The organism is Thermococcus henrietii (assembly GCF_900198835.1).
Classification (GTDB): Archaea; Methanobacteriota_B; Thermococci; order Thermococcales; family Thermococcaceae; genus Thermococcus; species Thermococcus henrietii.
In genome coordinates this window covers 1,570,349-1,586,234 of the sequence record NZ_LT900021.1, presented here as the reverse complement: position 1 = coordinate 1,586,234, position 15,886 = coordinate 1,570,349, and the positions used below count along the sequence as shown (strand labels likewise).

Here is a 15,886-nt window from a genome sequence, read left to right as displayed (position 1 = left end):
ACATGGGAAGGCTTTACAAGCTCTTCCGCTGGGAAATGAATGATGTAATAAAGAACGTTCTTCTATTCTCTGGAATACTCCTTGTTGGAATGGCCATGAAAAGGTCTCTAATGAGTGTTAGCTTAAGCGTCGGATTCGCATCTGGGACTGAGATACAGCTCTTTAGGGTGTCAAAGGCATCCGGGGTTTCAACATCAATATTGGGTATGCTCTCCCTTGATGATGCCTGGACTCTCCTGAGCTTTCTAATTCTACTCCTCGGAGCTTTAACCTTCCGCTACGACCGGGACAGTAGAGTTGCACTCTCGGTTTACTCGCTTCCATACTCAAACACGGAAATATTTGGAGTCAAACTCCTCTCCCTCCTCATCTACGGATTCACAATGGTACTTCTACCCTTTGCTTATGTCACTGTAACAACCTATGCAAGCATAGCCGGTTATCTTCCTGGAATAACATCTGATTTCATTGGCGATGCGTTGGCCTTGGTGACTTTTTTAGTCCTCTACTTGATAGCCGTTGCCACGCTGACTTCACTGGCATCTCCAAATGCGTTCCTTGCCTTCATGGCCGGCTTCGCTGTGATATATGCGCCCCGAGTGACTGGAGTTTCTAAATTGCCTCCCCAGCTTTTCATCAACGCCATCTCCAGGAGCGGTAGCACCGACTTCACACCGTTCACGGTTCAATACATCGGCTGGGGCCTTCTCGTTCCGCTGGCGCTCTTTGCCCTCTCGTGGGTTCTCATCAGAAGGAGGGATGTGGTGTGAGGTTCTGGGCTGTCCTGCTCTCTGCAATGCTCATGCTCACCATCGGTTCTTTATGGGTTTACAACCCCTATGAGGACGAGGTCGGCTCAATTGGACCGGTGTTTCTCCAACCCACGGAGCATCGAGGAAACGTTACAAGTCTCAGCACAGTAACAGTGCACACTCCAACGAGTTCCCTCGTTGAGGCTTCCTGTAGCGGCAATGGGGTCATTGTGGTCTATGATGTACTGACGGGTAACCTCGTGAGCAGGGAGAGCGTCTACGAACACCTAACCTACCAGTTTGTTCTCCCCCACGAGGGAGACTATCTGATAGTCAACAACGGAACAGGAAAGCTAACCTGCGCCCTCCGCTTCATTAAGAATTACCCAACCAAGGAGGTTCAAAACACCCTCTATCTAAGCGGCTCCGCCTTCGCGCTCCTCCTATCGCTCGTGGTCTGGAGGTGGAGGGAATGATTATCGAGGTGAAGAATTTGAAGAAATACTTCGGGAGCATCCACGCACTTGACGGGGTTACGGTTAGCATTCCGGGGGGGATAACGCTAATCCTCGGCCCCAACGGTGGCGGAAAGAGCACCTTTCTTAAGCTCGCCACCGGCGTTTACCGCCCCAGCTCCGGAGAGATAAAGGTGTTCGGAGAAAGTCCCTGGAACAACTGGAAAGTCAAGGCCCGCTTCGGCGTCGCCTACGACCCGCCGGCGTTTCCGCAGTTTACAACGGGCAGGGAATGGCTAAGTCTCTTTGCGGAGAGCAAGGGGGCATGTGAAGAGGAAGTAGAGCGCGTGGCGGAGCTCTTTGAGGTAAAACCGTTCCTTGACAAGCGGGTAAGCGGTTACTCCTCGGGAATGCTGAAGAGACTGAGCCTCGCGCAGGCCTTCATCGGAAAGCCGGAGCTAGTATTCCTTGACGAGCCTCTCGCCAATATAGACTTTGACAGCATGGAAAAAGTCATTGAAATCATCGAGGATACGAGGGGGAAGACCAACTTCGTAATCATAAGCCATATCTGGGAGCCTCTGATGCCCATCGTTGACTGGGTCGTCGTGATAGGCAACGGAAAGCTCGTTCTGAGCGGAAGAGCCGAGGAGGTTCAAGAAGAGGTCGAGAGGCTGTTCAAGCCGCACATCAGAAGGAAGAGGGGAGGGAGCACAGAGGCTCCCTCACCTTCCGGGCAGGAGGGTCCGCACCCTGCCAACGGTTGAGTTTTGGGCGGTTAGGTTTATTAGCTTTTTTCTTACTCCCTCATGGCGGTCAACATGAAGCTCGTCCACGACCCGATACACGGTGGAATAGAGCTCGACGACTTCGCGGTAAAGCTGGTCGACACTCCGGAGTTCCAGAGGCTCAGGAGGATTACCCAGCTCGGCTTGGCTTTCCTCGTTTACCCCTCGGCCAGACACACACGCTTCGAGCACTCCCTCGGGACCTTCCACATAGCGAGGCTCATACGGGAGAGAAACCCGGGGATTAATGAGGGGGCGGTCTACTCGGCCCTGCTCCACGACCTCGGGCACTACCCCTTCAGTCACACCCTTGAATGCCTCTTCCCAAGGCACGAGGACAACACGAGGTGGCTGATAAAGCACGGGGAAATCGGTGACGTTTTACAGGAGCGGTTTTCGCTCAAGGAGTTCCTCAGCCTTCTCAAGCACCCGCTCGTGAGCGGAGACATAGACGCCGATAGAATGGACTACCTCGTGCGCGACGCCTACTACACCGGCGTTGCCTACGGACTCGTTGACCTCGAGAGGCTCATCAGAAACCTCCGCTGGGACGGCGAGAGACTAATTCTCGGCGAGAAGGGGATAATGGCCGGTCAGAACCTCCTGATATCGAGGAGCATGATGTATCCGACGGTTTACCAGCATCACACTGTTAGAATAGTGAGCGCAATGCTGTGCAAGGCCGTTGAGCTCGAAGGAATTGAGCTTGAGGAGCTCCGGAAAATGGACGAGGTTGACCTTGTTGCTCGGCTGAGGGCGAGCGAGAGAAAGGAAGTTCGCGAGCTCATCGGTGCAATCGAGAACAGAAAACTCTACAAGCGCGTCATCTGGAGCGGGGAGGAGCTCGATGAGAAGACAATCAAGGAGCTGAGAAAAGAGCTGGAGAGTGAGTTCGGCCACCTCGCGTTGCTTGATTACCCACCAAAGCCGAGGTTTGAGGAGAGGAACGCCTTCGTGGAGTTCAGCGGTGAAATAAAACGCCTAAGCGAGGTCTCGCCGGTCGTTAGGGCGCTCGTCGAGGCCAAGGAGAGCAACTGGCGCTGGGGAATCTACGCAAGGCCCGAAGCCGTAGCAAAGGTGGCTCGATGGCTCTTGAGGTTCCTTGACGTCCCCGGCGACACCATTAAAAACCAGAATTTGAAGTTATGACCATGAACTTCCTTCGCCTTGCACTCGCCATTATCCTCCTCTGGGACGGCTACTTTTTCTTCAATTACATAATTAGCCTTTTCAGGAATTACAGAATTAAGGAATGGATGCCGGGGGTTTCAATCATAATCCCGGCCTACAACGAGGGGGAGAGGGTTCTTAGAGCCCTACGCTCGGCGCTCGCTCAGGATTACCCCGATTTTGAAGTCATCTTTGTTGATGACGGCAGTGAGGACAACACGTTTGAAGTTGCCTCGTCCATGAAGAACCCTCGTCTGAAGGTCTACCGGAAGGAGCACGGGGGCAAAGCCAAAGCCATGAACTTCGGCCTTTCCAGGGCCTCTGGCGAAATAATAGTGACGACCGACGCCGACAGCTACCTCGAACCGACCGCGGTTAGAGAACTCGTGAGGCGCTTCTACTCCGACGAAGTGCTCGCCGTTGGGGGACAGGTGAGGGTCATGGGGGATTCCTTCCTCGAGAGAGCGCAGGACGCGGAGCACCTTAGGATAGCGATGTTCCGCCGAGCTAAGGAGCTTGAAGATTTAAGCCTCGCCCCCGGCCCGGTTTCTGCCTTCCGCAGGAACGCCCTCTGGAGAATCGGAGGCTTCGTCGAAGACATCGTTGAGGACTACGCCACCACAAAGGCCATCAAGAGGCTCGGAAAGGTGGTCTACGCGCCAAGGGCGAGGGTCTGGACGGAGATGCCGAAGAACCTCTCAGTTCTCTGGCGCCAGAGGAAGCGCTGGTTCCTCGGCGACCTCAAGAACCTGGGCGGTGGCTTTACCAAGGACTGGGGGTTTCTCCTGCTCGGCGACTTCATAGCCCTCCTCGACGTTCTGGTTCCCGTTCTACTGCTCGCAACCGGCAATTTTGGCCTCTTTGCCCTCTGGTGGGGGTTTGAGGTTGTCACAATGCTCCTTCCAACGCTCGTTGAGGGCGGAAAGCTCTCCAACGCCCTTCTCTTCCCCTTAATCGTCTGGTTCTGGGCGCTCTTCTACCTCTTGCTCCACGTCTACGGCTACACCAGACTTCTCACTGGACGGTTGTGATTCGTTGTGAATCTCAATCCAGCATTTTGTCCTAAGTTTTTGGTCATAACTACCGCAATGCTTTTAAAGCCGAAACCCTTTTAAAGTGCCCCTCTGCCTAAATAGACTATATAGAATATAGAGAGGTGAGGGAATGCTGGAGGTCATCGCAGCGGCGTTCTTCATGGCATGGGCCGTCGGAGCGAACGACAGCGCAAAGGCGGTTGGCACAGCGGTCGGTTCGGGAATAGTGGGCTTCAAACGGGCTGTTCTGATAATAGCAGTTTTCACCACGTTAGGTGCAGTTATCGGTCACTCTGCCGTTTCAGGGACGATAACTGGACTGGCGAGCGGTTTATCAGCTGGGGAAGTCGCTTTGGCGCTCTTCAGCGCGGCATCTGCGGTTACAATCGCGAGCCTGTGGGGACGGCCAATTTCGACGACCCAGTCCATAATCGGTGCGCTCATAGGTTCCTCCCTCGCCCTTGGTCTCCCAGTCGACTGGTGGACAATCGGCAAAATCGTCTCGGCGTGGTTTTTCTCGCCTGTCTTCGCATCTCTCCTTGCTATAGCAATATACAAGCTCTACAAGCCATTCCTCCGGAGGATAAAGTGCCTCAAGAACCTTGAAATTACTCAAAAGTGGCTAGTCTTTCTCGCCTCGGCCTTTTCGGCCTTCAACCTCGGCACGAACGAGGTCTCGAACGTCATCGGACTCGCAAAGGCCGGCGGAATGTCCAATCCGAACGCTTTCCTCGCCCTTGTGATGGCCTTTGGAACGCTCACCTTCAGCTACGAGGTCATGATGACGATAGGAAAGGACATAGCACCCCTCGGACCGACCTCGGCATTCTCGAGTCAGTTCGGGGCCTCGATAGCGGTCAGCACTGCGAACCTCTTCGGTCTGCCCGTCAGCTCGGGCCAGGCGATAGTCGGAGCGATAAGCGGGCTGAGCGCCTACAAGGGCGAGCGCGTTAACAAAAAGCTCCTCGTGGACATCGTGAAGAGCTGGGTTCGCGCGCCACTCTTCGCCGGAATCCTCGCGTTCCTGCTCATCAAGCTCTTCTCGGCAGGGGTCTGTCCGTCGTGAGTTTTAGGGAGGTAAGTGAGTGTTCTCCCGTTCAAGTCAACCCTCACGACGGACTTGGGGTTCATCAGCCTCAACTCCCCTCCGGGTTCATAGGGGAGTAAATCACTGGCCTCACCCCCGCTCAGGGCGACCCCACGCCCCCGCACGAAAACGTTGAACGCTCCAACAAACTGTCTATTAGCCTTAAACCCACAGTTAGAACACTCCACCAGCCCGTTTCGGGACTCTAACCTACTCCCACATCTCGGGCAGGTGGAGGAAGTGCCAGCGGGATTGACGAACTCAACCGGAACACGATAGGAGAGCTTTTGGACAATCTTACTCCAAGTTGAGCGTGAGAGTTTCCGGTTGAACTTCCTACCATTTCCGTTGAACATGCTGAACTTGTTCAAGTCCTCGAAGACGAAAACTGCATCAGGAAACTCCTTTGAGAGCTGGACAGCCAACTTGTTGAGATAATCTTCAATCCTGTTCCGCCTGCGGGCATAATACTTTTTGAGCAGTCTCGAAATCCTCTTCGGAGCCTTCCTTTGAAGGCTCTTAAGTCTGTAAATAATCCTATCATGAGTTTCCGCAATCCTGTGGAGTTCACTCAAGTCCACCTTAATCCAGCCCCTCTCAGGGTGATAAATGTTAAGGCTCGTTAAGTTGCTGTCAATTCCGATTTTAATCCTTCTCGAAAACTCGACTTCTTTTGAGAAAGTCAGGTAAACGTCCTTCTCCCTGATTATCAACTCGCCAACCTTCCAGCCCGTAATCCTCTCATAAAACCACTCGCCAGAATAGTCGAGTTCTAGGTATTCCTCCCTCGGTTTGATGGTTATCCTAATTTTCGAGCCTTCAACCTTCATCAACGTGGTTTTGACTCGCACAAATTTCCTCTTCACAACCGGTTTTCTCTTTTTTCGCCTTCCCTTCAGGTAGTTCTGTCTCCAGCTCTCAAGGATTGAGTAGGCTGTTTTTATGGCCGAATCAATGTAATGTCTCGCAAAGGGCCAATCTTTGAGGAGTTCGTTCCTAAGTTCCCTCTTGAACTCGTTGGATTTTGGAAAGTATGGGATTAATCGGGTTGTCGTGTAATATTTGTATTTCTCTTCTCCGATTAAATAGCGGTGTTTTACCTTCTTTTCCTTCCAAGTCGTGTTCGCCCAAATCTCGTCAATCGCCCGCTGGAGAAGTTTTTGATACTCAATGAGGAGTTCTCCGACGTTCCAGTCGTGCATCATTTTGTAGGTGAGAACGATTTTCACTCGTCTTCAACCTCCTCTATGAGTTTTTTCAAGCCTTCCTTGAGTTTTTTGTATTTGTGAGAGCGCATTCCGTAGAGTTTGCCTGCAAAATGACTGATTACGGCCATCAAGTCCTCAATTAGTTCTTCTCTTGGGGTTTTGTCCTTCTCTTGGATTGTTATTATCTCTGCCCCGTGTTGCTGGAAAAAGAATTGAAGTGTTTTGAATCCAAAACGGGTGAGAGTCTGTCTGGGTAAGTGATGATGACTTTTGAAACTTCTCCTTTGGCAACTAATTCGAGGAGTTTGCGGTAGTTTTTCCTGTTCTCGTTCAGCCCGGAGCCGATGTCCTTGAGGACTTTAACTTGCCAGCCTCTTTCTCTTGCGTATTCTTTTATCGCCTCGATTTGTCGTTCCAAGTCGTCTTTTTGAGTGTGGCTGGAAATCCTTGCGTAGCCTATGATGAGGCCGTTTTCCTCTTTTATCCCGAGGAGGCGTTTGATTTCGCTTTCGGGGATTCTTCTTCGTCCGCCGGGCGTTCTAATGACTTTGATTTTTCCTTCTCTGTCCCATTTCTGGATTGTTTTTGGGTGGACTCCGAGTATTTCGCTCGCCTGTTTGAGCGTATAGAGTTTCTCTTTCACTACCATATACTCACATTTAATCACAAAAACTTCTAAACATTCCGCTCAAAAACAGTCAACTAAGGCTTTTAAGTTCAAGAGATAGCTCTCCTAGAGGTGATAGCATGGAGTTCAGGTTCGAGGTTAAGGCGCGCGACGCGGCCGGAAGAATAGGAAAGCTCACCGTCAACGGCAAGAGCATCGAAACTCCCGCCATAATGCCCGTCATCAATCCAAAACAGCTCATCGTGACGCCGAAGGAGCTCAGGGAGATGGGCTTTGGAATGGTAATCACCAACTCCTACATCATCTACAAGACGCCGGAGCTGAGGGAGAAAGCGCTAGAGCTGGGCATTCACAGGCTCCTCGACTACGACGGGATAATCGAGGTTGACTCAGGCTCCTTCCAGCTCATGCGCTACGGCGAGGTTGAGGTTACCAACCGGGAGATAATCGAGTTCCAGGAGAAAATCGGCGTCGATATAGGCACTTTCCTCGACATTCCAACCTCTCCCGACGCGCCGAGGGAGAAGGCCGAGGAGGACCTCAGGATAACCCTCGAGCGGGCGAAGGAAGCCGAGAGCATAAAGAACATTGCCATGAACGCGGCGGTTCAGGGTTCAACTTATCCGGACTTAAGAACCTACGCCGCGCGGGAGCTCAGCAAGATGAACTTCGAGATACATCCGATTGGTGCGGTCGTTCCTCTCATGGAGAGCTACCGTTATAGAGATTTGGTGGACATTGTGGTGGCTTCCAAGCTCGGTCTAAGACCGGACAGGCCCGTTCACCTCTTCGGCGCTGGCCACCCGATGATTTTCGCCTTGGCAGTTGCCATGGGCGTTGACCTATTCGACTCGGCGAGCTACGCTTTGTACGCTAAAGACGACCGCTATCTGACACCTGAGGGAACGAAAAGGCTCGAAGAGCTTGAGTACTTCCCCTGCTCCTGCCCGGTCTGCTCCCGCTACACTCCACAGGAGCTCCGTGAGATGCCGAAGGAGGAACGGACAAGGCTTTTGGCCATCCACAACCTCTGGGTAATACGCGAAGAACTCAACAGGGTCAAGCAGGCGATAAAGGAAGGGGAACTCTGGCGCCTCGTTGACGAGAGGGCAAGGAGCCACCCGAAGCTTTACTCCGCCTACAAGAGACTGCTCGAGTACAGGGACTACCTTGAGAGGAACGAGCCGGTAACCAAAGCGAGCGCCTTCTTCAAGGTTAGCGAGGAAGCGATGAGATGGCCCATCGTTTACCGCGCCAAGACGAGGGCCGAGCGCATTGCCAGAAAGTTCCCCGAGAAGGTAAAACACCCGATATTCGGCGAGATTCCAAAGTACCTGAGTTTGAGCTACCCCTTCGCCCAGAGCGAGGGCGAGGAGGACTTCCCGATAGAGAAGCCGAGGAAAGGGGAAGCGAGGAAGTACGTCATGGCGGTGGCGGAGTATCAGTTCGGCGAAGGGGCGGGCGAGGCTTTCAGAGATGCGTTCGTCGAGCTTTCCCGGAAGACAGGAATGCCGAGGCAGGTAAAGGCGAAGGGCAAGCACCTTGCGACCTTTAGAGCGGAGGACGGTCTGTTAACGCTCGGCATCGAAGGGGCAAAGAGACTCCACGCGCTCCTGCCGTTCCCGAGGATGCGTGTCGTTGTCAACGAAGATGCCGAACCCTTCGCGAAGCGCGGAAAAAACGTCTTCGCAAAGTTCGTGGTCGATGCCGACCCCTCAATCAGGCCCTACGACGAGGTTCTGGTGGTGAATGAAAAAGACGAGCTCCTCGCGACCGGACAGACCCTCCTGAACGGCGAGGAGTTGAAGGTCTTCCAGAGCGGGCTGGCCGTAAAGGTCAGGAGGGGCGTTGGTTAAACGTAATTTTTGTACCCTTTCTTCTTTAGCCATTTTCTAACGTCTTCTGCGAGCCACTCTTTGGGTATGGGATTTGTGTGCCCAGGATATCCATACTTTTTGAACGTTTTCTCGCAGTTCTCTTGAAATTCCCTGCACAGGTAGTCGTAGCTAATCACGACCAGAAGAAGGTAGAAGCGCCTCAGAAACCAGGGTCCGTTTTTGCAACCTTCCTTTTCGCTTTTCTCATCCTCATCGCCACATTCTCTGCGGTCTCTGAGGGCTTTGAGGTATGGCTTCATGGCGAGAAATGAGTCAAGTATCAAACCCGCGTACTGCTCCTGGATGAACCAGTCACCCACGAAGTCCCTGTAAACGAAGTATCCTATGCGATTGAGCACCCTGCTGGCGTCGCTTACGGTTTTTACCTTTTCGTTGTCCCGAAAGAACTCTCTGTAGAACTCCTCTTTCACTTCGTCTCCCTTTGAAATCAGCCCTTTTTCACTATCCTCTTGGTGCCACTTTCTAATCTTTGTAATGTCGCCTTTGACCTTCTCGTCCATCATCTCATAAACTGCACTAACCGCTTCGAAGTTGAGCTCTTTCAGCGCTATGTCCAGCTCGTATATCGTTACGGCCATCATGACGGTTGCCAGGGTCGAGGCAAGCGTGAGAATTACAATGGTAGTGTTGATGTCTTTTGTAATAACCCACGTTGCCCCCGTTGCGATTAGGATGAGAACTGCCGAGAGTCCCGCGAGAAGTTTGATTCTGTCCATGCCAATCCCCAAGGGAATAATGCGAAAACGTTATAAATTTTCCAGCGTCCTCGAAGGTGGGCGGGCCCGTGGTCTAGATGGTTATGACGCCACCCTTACAAGGTGGAGGTCCGGGGTTCGAATCCCCGCGGGCCCACCAGTTACAAACTTCGCCTGCGCGAAGTTTGACCAAGGTTCGTAGCTCCTTTTGGAAGGTTAAGTTTTTGGGTGATTTTTCTTGTTGAATGGTCAATTTAATTGTGAGAACTTTCTCAACTTGCTCCTTTCGTAGGTTTTTGCATTTAAATCGACGCCCTTTGGGCGTCAGGGAAGAGTAAACCCTTTTGTGAGGGGGCTGTTTTAGCATGTTCTCCTTTGGGAATGCGCAGTTTTGTGAGTAAAATTTTGACTATTTGAGCCTTCCGTAGGAGCTACTAACTTTTGGTGAAGCTTTTTCCAAAAGCTTCCTTCGAAAGCGCTGGCGGAAGGTTAAGTGCTGATTCTAAGTGTTCGTTTTGGAAAAGGGGTTTCTGTCAAATTTGCTTCATTTCCAAGAGTTTCACTCTGAAGAGGCGCCCGAAGGGCGCCAATAGGAATTTGAAACTATCTTAGGGGTTTTGTTGTAGCGTTAAACCCTCTGTGAATTTGCCCTTTGGTTAGTGCAGACTGTTTTTTGCCCTTTGGTGAGAAGGGCGTTTTTCGCCAGCCTTTCCCAAAGGCTGTTGTAAAGCTTGTTCGCCTGCGCGACGTCGAGCTTTGCTCGACGCGAGGAACGAGAGTCCCGCAGAGTTTGACCAAGGTTCGTAGCTCCTTTTTGAAATGCTGGTGTCCAGGGGTTTCTTATTATTGGGGCGGTTTAGCGTGGAGAATTGCTTTAAAAGCCTCTTTGTGTAAGGTTTGCTTTCTTTTGATGCCCTCCGGGCATCTTTTTGAAGTCAAACCTCTTTGCAAGGAATCTTTGGAAGTTCTCACGAGAAAAGTTGGCCTTGGTTTAGAAACCCCACCCTCAGAGTGCAACGCTATAAAGAGCTACAAACTTTTGAAAAGCCTCCTTGAAAGTGCTAATTAGGGCTTGCAATATTGTTTCCGCCGCTGGCGTTGAGGATTTTTAATTTTTAAATTAAACTTTTTAATTAACTAACGAAACGTTTTTAAATTGTGCTTATACTATGTACCAACGATTAAAATGAAAAAGCTACAAATCATAATCTTAGCAGCAATATTAGCATTCATAGTTGTAGGTTCTATATCCCATTCTTATGCTAATGCTGAGACAGTCTGGAGGGGCAGCAATCAATTTGCGGTGGTATCCACCAGCAAGTACGTTGTTTTTAATATCAGCAACGTTACAATAATTAACTTTCCAAAAAATGCCCAAGATATCGATATTGCAATTTATGCCACTGTTGGCGTTCTAAACTCTTCACATATTCTCAAAGTTAAGACCTTTCTGTGTGGACCTCACAGCAAAAGAGCTTTTTTTGTTATTTCCCCTCAAGGTTCCAGAGACATTATTTTAAATTCTACCATCAGCTATGGCCACTTAAACCACTGGAACGTAGTTCTCTGCGAAAATGATATGTGTTCTCGCCCCCTTGAAATTGGTTTTATTCTGAAAAATGTAACTTTAACAGGCACTACTGTATATATTGACCACGCATATGCAGTCCTTGAGAGTAATTCAGCCAATATGAGTTTGCTCGTTCCAGAGAAAAATCTTGCTTATCTAGTTGTTACGTTTACTGAGAATGGCAAAAGAGTAGTAAAGAACTTCACATTTGTATCAAACACAAACGGTAAAAAATTCAACGTATCTTCAGGCTCTACGAATTCTACTAACGTTGGTCGAGACCTGCTTCTAACGTGGATTCTACTGTTGATTTTATTGCCCACTATAGCGTTTATGTTCTCTGATGGTCTACTGAGGAGAAAGGGGAGAACTGCGGCGTTTAGTCTGGTGGGAGCCATATTGGGTATCCTTGGGTTAATAGGGGTACTTGCCCTATCCAACATTATTAGCATCGTATTGATTATAACTGCGATGTGTATAATGATGTATGTAATATGGAGAACGCAACAAATATTGGACACTCTAAGAGCACTTCTTATTTCATTTGGTGTTACTCTTTTGATTATTGGGAATGTTGCCCTTCTCCTTCGGGTGGGGGTTAATCCGGGGGACTTTGCCATACTCATCTGGGTCTTCTCAGTGTTATTTGGGGCAGGTATCACCTTTGTTTTAATTAGGGCAAGGGCTAGTGGTATAGTTGGGGGAGTCTTCTTTATTTTTATTGTAATTCTTATATTAGAAGTTTCTATGATATCTCCCACATACGGTCTAACTTTAATGGGCTTGATGGGATATGGACTTGTATTTGTTCAGGCCCTTATTAAAACTACTGTTGGGCGAGGAGGGAGCAATGATATCTTAGATACATTCTACAACCTTATTATTGGTGCTTTCATTGTCCCCAGCTCTATCATTTTTGCTGATGCTATCGCAAACGGAATAGGGCTTTCAAATGCGTCAAATATAATCGAGGTAATACAAGAACAATTCCGATATGTGGCCCTTCTTTATCTTGGTGTAACTCTTACATCTGTTCTTCTCCTCTGGGAAGAGAGTCAGGAAAATTCGATGCTTGCAAGATTCCTTACCTTGCAGAACGTCATTGCAATGCTGTTGATTGTGCTTGGAATAGGTGGGGGCGGGCTATTAAACATAAATAATATCAATAATACGATTGCTAGAGTTGTGTATTCAGCTGAGCTCTCTATTGGCTTGTTTGCTCTTGTTGTCTCACAAATTGGAAACGTGACGGGAAGAAGGAGGATATTTTTAGGTATTCTCTTTTTTATAGCTATTATTGTGTTTTACTATTTGTCTTGACTAAAACTAAAAAAAGTATAAAAAGAACTGACCTCACGGATACAGCCTGCTCGGCGTCCTCGGGAAGAGCGTGGCCCAGCGGACGTGGTCGAGCTTGAGGACCCACGCGACGAGCCTCTCAAGGCCGAGACCGAAGCCGCTGTGCGGAACGGAACCGTACTTCCTGAGGTCGAGGTACCACTGGTAGTCCTCGGGGTTCATTCCCTCCTCAAGGATTCTCTGCACGAGCTTGTCGTAGTCGTCCTCACGCTGGGAGCCGCCTATTATCTCGCCGTAGCCTTCGGGCGCGAGCATGTCCGCAGCGAGAACCTTCCTCGGGTCCTCCGGGTCCTCCTTCATGTAGAAGGCCTTGATGCCCTTTGGATAGCCGTAAACAAAGAACGGGGCCTCGAACTCCTCGGTGAGAACCCTCTCCTCGTCGGCACCCATGTCCTCTCCCCACTCTATCTCGACGCCCTTGCTCTGGAGTATGTCTATGGCCTCGTCGTAGCTTATCCTCGGGAACGGCGGAACGGCGTTCTTGAGCGTGGTCAAATCCTTTCTAAAGGTCTCAATCTCGCTCTTCCTGAGCTCAAGCGCGCGCTGAACCATGTAGCTTACCAGCTCCTCTTCGACCTTCATGATGTCCCAGAGGTCCATCCACGCGGCCTCAAGCTCGAGGTGCCAGAACTCGGTGAGGTGCCTCCTCGTCCTGCTCTTCTCGGCCCTGAAGCTCGGCGTGAGCGACCAGACCTTTTCGAGGCCAAATATTGCCGCCTCAAGGTAGAGCTGGGCCGACTGGCTCAGGTAGGCGTAGCGGTCAAAGTACTTGAGCTTGAAGAGCGTTGAGCCGCCCTCCACCGCCCCGGTGACGAGTATCGGCGGAAAAACCTCGTACCATCCATCTTGAAGGAGCCACTCACGAGCGGCCTGAACGAGCGTGGCCTTCACCTTCATTATGCTCGCGACCTTGGGCGAGCGGAGGTGCAGGTGCCTGACGTCGAGCAGGAACTCCGGGCTCGCGTCCTTCGTTATCGGGAAGAAGTCAACGTTCTGGATTACCTCGAGCTTGTCGGCCCGAACCTCGGCGCCGGTTGGGGCGCGCGGGTCAGCTTTGACGGTTCCCTCGATGATGACGCTCGACTCGATGCCAAGCTTCTTGGCCTCCCTGTAGGCTTCTTCGTTGAGTTCCTTGGAGAAGACCACCTGAACGATTCCGCTCGAGTCCCTGAGCACTATGAAGACCTTCTTTCCGACTTCCCTCTTCCTGTAAACCCATCCGGCGAGCTTAACCCTCTTCCCTTCCATTTCGGGCTTAACGTCGGCACAGTAAACCTTATCAATCACCTTTACCACCTCCAAAAGCTTTTCAGCGGGGTTTATAACGCTAACCCAATCAGAAGAGGTTATTCAGCCAGAGCGACAGGGCCCGTAACCTTGACTCAATCCGAACGAGCCGGGGCATGGTAGGGGTTTTTCGTTTTGGGATTTAAATCCTTTGGGCATTTGAATGTCACAACGTCAAAAGGTTTAAGTTCTTCCCTGCCGTATGTTCAACGGTGGGAGGATGTTCGCGCTGGTCGGAAAGCTCGTTGATTACCGCTCCGTTCGAGATGGGGCCGTCATCGTTGAGGATAACGTCATTCGGGCCGTCGTTCCGGTGGGGGAACTGGGGGAGTGGGGCGTTGACGGAGTTTACGGCGGGGAGAACTACCTCGTGATTCCCGGCCTAATTAACGCCCACACCCACGTGGCGATGGCGCGCTTTAGGAGTCTCGGCGAGGACCTACCGACGGAGGAGTGGCTTGAGAAAATCATCTGGCCGATGGAGCTGGAATGGACGCGGAAGGAAATCCGCGAGTGGGCTGAAATCGGCCTTAGAGAAGCCCTGATGAACGGCTCGACGACGGTAAACGACCACTACTTCTTCGCGGACGAGATAGCGAAGGTCGCCGAAAGGCTTGGCGTAAGGGCCTTCATCGGCCAGACGGTTATGGACGAGGTCGATTTCCCTCTCGCGAGTCCTGAGGAAGGCTTCCGGTTCTTCAAACGCTGGCGGAACCGGAGCGAGCTTGTAACGCCCACCCTGGCACCACACGCAACGAACACCGTCTCGCTTGAGCTGATGAAAGAACTCGCAGAACTCTCCCGGGAAACCGGCGCAAGGGTTCACGTTCACCTGGCTCAGAGCAGGGCGGAAGTTTCTGAGGTTAGAAGGCGCTATGGCCTTTCGCCCGTTGGCCTCCTCGAAAGGGCCGGGCTTTTGAACGAAAGCCTAATCGGCGTCCACGGCGTTTATCTAAGCGATTCTGACTTCGAGAGGCTAGCCAAGGCCGGCTCGACCCTCGTCCACTGCCCAACGAGCAACGTCAAGCTTGAAGCCCGGACAGTGAACCTAAGGACACTCCTTGACCTCGGCCTCAACGTGGCTCTAGGCAACGACTCGCCGAATCCAACAGGAACCCTTGACCCATTCCTTGAGATGAGGGCAGCTGGAATCGTTGCGAACCTGACGGCCAGAAAGGCGCACGCGGTTCCCGCGAGAGAGCTCTTCGGAATGGCGACAGTTGGAGGCGCAAGGGCCCTTGGATTAAAGGCCGGACTCATTGAGCCCGGCTATCTCGCGGATTTGGTTCTCGTAAACGCAGATAAACCGTGGTTCAGGCCGTTGGAAAACGTTTACTCGCTCCTCGTGTATTCCGCGAGGGGAAGCGACGTGGAAAAGGTTGTGGTAAATGGAAAAGTGGCTTGGGCTAAGCCCTCATAGCCTTCTCAATCTCTTTGAGCCTCTCTCCGGAGGGTTCTACGTCGAAGAACGCCTCCGCTTCTTTTATCGTTTCTTCGTCAAAGTTTCCGCTCAGGATGCTTTCGCTCGTTACGTCTAGCATGGAACTCAGAGCCTCATCGAGGCTCTCCACCTTTGTCATCGCTTTCTCGAACTCGACCTGCATCTTGGCAACGTCCTCTGCTCCGGGTCCCTCCGCAATGCTCTCAACGATGTCCCTGCTGAAGCGGAGAAACTCTCCAGAGACCTTAACGAGCTCCCTTTGAATCTCGGCTTCTTCCATCAGGAGGAGGAGTCTCTTCGCCTGCTTTATCCTGTTCTCGAGTGTGAGGTATTTCACTGCACTCCTCCTCAACAGCTCTTCGTCGCCGAGCTTCGCTGCTTCCTTTCCCTGGAGAAAGACCCGGCGCTTTAAGGCTTCGAGGTTGGTTATGTACTGTTTTAGGGCCATTTTCGCTTTTCTAGCCCTTATCTTCCGCTCTATTTCCTTTTCCTCCTTGGATTTCCAGAACTTCAT

General features: G+C 51.4%; 12 protein-coding genes, 1 tRNA gene and 2 pseudogenes. 10 read left to right on the top strand and 5 right to left on the bottom strand.

Translation table 11 applies throughout. The features are described 5' to 3' along the window. The first annotated feature begins 2 nt into the window (after positions 1–2). From CS910_RS08625 to CS910_RS08600, 6 genes are all read left to right on the top strand, one after another. Positions 3–770 carry a hypothetical protein gene (locus CS910_RS08625; RefSeq protein ID WP_099211200.1) on the top strand — a complete coding sequence of 256 codons (768 nt, stop codon included), beginning with the start codon at positions 3–5 and terminating at the stop codon, positions 768–770. Next, positions 767–1,228, top strand: a complete 462-nt coding sequence (locus CS910_RS08620) for a hypothetical protein (protein WP_099211198.1) — start codon at positions 767–769, stop codon at positions 1,226–1,228. Before CS910_RS08625 ends, CS910_RS08620 begins: the two co-directional genes overlap by 4 nt. Beyond that, positions 1,225–1,974 (top strand): ABC transporter ATP-binding protein, encoded by a 750-nt coding sequence (locus tag CS910_RS08615; protein WP_173866242.1) that lies wholly within the window; start codon positions 1,225–1,227, stop codon positions 1,972–1,974. The genes CS910_RS08620 and CS910_RS08615 overlap by 4 nt, the downstream gene beginning before the upstream one ends. Before the next feature lie 54 nt (positions 1,975–2,028). Next, on the top strand, positions 2,029–3,144 hold the full coding sequence (locus CS910_RS08610) for an HD domain-containing protein (RefSeq protein ID WP_099211196.1): 1,116 nt from the start codon (positions 2,029–2,031) through the stop codon (positions 3,142–3,144). Positions 3,145–3,146: 2 nt separating this feature from the next. After that, complete coding sequence (locus tag CS910_RS08605) at positions 3,147–4,196, top strand: glycosyltransferase family 2 protein (protein ID WP_099211194.1); 1,050 nt, start codon at positions 3,147–3,149, stop codon at positions 4,194–4,196. Positions 4,197–4,329: 133 nt separating this feature from the next. Further along, entirely contained in the window at positions 4,330–5,265 is a 936-nt protein-coding gene (locus CS910_RS08600) for an inorganic phosphate transporter (RefSeq protein WP_197704280.1), read from the top strand. A gap of 161 nt (positions 5,266–5,426) precedes the next feature. On the opposite strand, the pseudogene CS910_RS12075 reads toward CS910_RS08600, so the two are convergent. Beyond that, a pseudogene (locus CS910_RS12075) lies at positions 5,427–6,488 on the bottom strand (RNA-guided endonuclease TnpB family protein); the annotation flags it as partial. A 23-nt stretch (positions 6,489–6,511) separates the two neighbouring features. Continuing rightward, positions 6,512–7,143, bottom strand: a pseudogene (locus tag CS910_RS08590) (IS607 family transposase). Positions 7,144–7,241: 98 nt separating this feature from the next. Between CS910_RS08590 and tgtA the strand changes: the two are divergent. Then, positions 7,242–8,978 carry a tRNA guanosine(15) transglycosylase TgtA gene (tgtA, locus tag CS910_RS08585; protein ID WP_099211192.1) on the top strand — a complete coding sequence of 579 codons (1,737 nt, stop codon included), beginning with the start codon at positions 7,242–7,244 and terminating at the stop codon, positions 8,976–8,978. Here tgtA and CS910_RS08580 read toward each other — a convergent pair. Then, positions 8,975–9,748 (bottom strand): hypothetical protein, encoded by a 774-nt coding sequence (locus CS910_RS08580; protein ID WP_223211950.1) that lies wholly within the window; start codon positions 9,746–9,748, stop codon positions 8,975–8,977. The two genes, tgtA and CS910_RS08580, sit on opposite strands and share 4 nt — an antisense overlap. Before the next feature lie 50 nt (positions 9,749–9,798). Between CS910_RS08580 and CS910_RS08575 the strand changes: the two genes are divergently transcribed. Together CS910_RS08575 and CS910_RS08570 are read left to right on the top strand one after the other, a co-directional pair. After that, positions 9,799–9,875, top strand: a tRNA-Val gene (locus tag CS910_RS08575). A 996-nt stretch (positions 9,876–10,871) separates the two neighbouring features. Beyond that, a complete protein-coding gene (locus CS910_RS08570; protein ID WP_145955401.1) occupies positions 10,872–12,605 on the top strand; it encodes a hypothetical protein in 1,734 nt (577 codons plus the stop codon). A gap of 33 nt (positions 12,606–12,638) precedes the next feature. Here CS910_RS08570 and asnS read toward each other — a convergent pair whose 3' ends face one another. Continuing rightward, a complete protein-coding gene (gene asnS / locus CS910_RS08565; protein WP_099211186.1) occupies positions 12,639–13,931 on the bottom strand; it encodes an asparagine--tRNA ligase in 1,293 nt (430 codons plus the stop codon). 220 nt (positions 13,932–14,151) lie between these two features. On the opposite strand from asnS, the gene CS910_RS08560 reads away from it, so the two are divergent. Continuing rightward, positions 14,152–15,351: an amidohydrolase family protein gene (locus tag CS910_RS08560; protein WP_099211184.1), complete on the top strand. Its 1,200-nt coding sequence runs from the start codon at positions 14,152–14,154 to the stop codon at positions 15,349–15,351. Here the strand turns inward: CS910_RS08560 and CS910_RS08555 are convergent. Further along, entirely contained in the window at positions 15,338–15,886 is a 549-nt protein-coding gene (locus CS910_RS08555) for a hypothetical protein (RefSeq protein ID WP_099211182.1), read from the bottom strand. The two genes, CS910_RS08560 and CS910_RS08555, sit on opposite strands and share 14 nt — an antisense overlap.

What these genes read in the sequence shown, in the direction of transcription:
- tgtA (WP_099211192.1), top strand. Translation starts at nt 7,242, where the DNA reads ATGGAGTTCAGGTTCGAGGTTAAGGCGCGCGACGCGGCCGGAAGAATA.
- CS910_RS08615 (WP_173866242.1), top strand. Translation starts at nt 1,225, where the DNA reads ATGATTATCGAGGTGAAGAATTTGAAGAAATACTTCGGGAGCATCCAC.
- CS910_RS08610 (WP_099211196.1), top strand. Translation starts at nt 2,029, where the DNA reads ATGAAGCTCGTCCACGACCCGATACACGGTGGAATAGAGCTCGACGAC.
- CS910_RS08605 (WP_099211194.1), top strand. Translation starts at nt 3,147, where the DNA reads ATGAACTTCCTTCGCCTTGCACTCGCCATTATCCTCCTCTGGGACGGC.
- CS910_RS08600 (WP_197704280.1), top strand. Translation starts at nt 4,330, where the DNA reads ATGCTGGAGGTCATCGCAGCGGCGTTCTTCATGGCATGGGCCGTCGGA.
- CS910_RS08625 (WP_099211200.1), top strand. Translation starts at nt 3, where the DNA reads ATGGGAAGGCTTTACAAGCTCTTCCGCTGGGAAATGAATGATGTAATA.
- CS910_RS08560 (WP_099211184.1), top strand. Translation starts at nt 14,152, where the DNA reads ATGTTCGCGCTGGTCGGAAAGCTCGTTGATTACCGCTCCGTTCGAGAT.
- CS910_RS08555 (WP_099211182.1), bottom strand. Translation starts at nt 15,886, where the DNA reads ATGAAGTTCTGGAAATCCAAGGAGGAAAAGGAAATAGAGCGGAAGATA.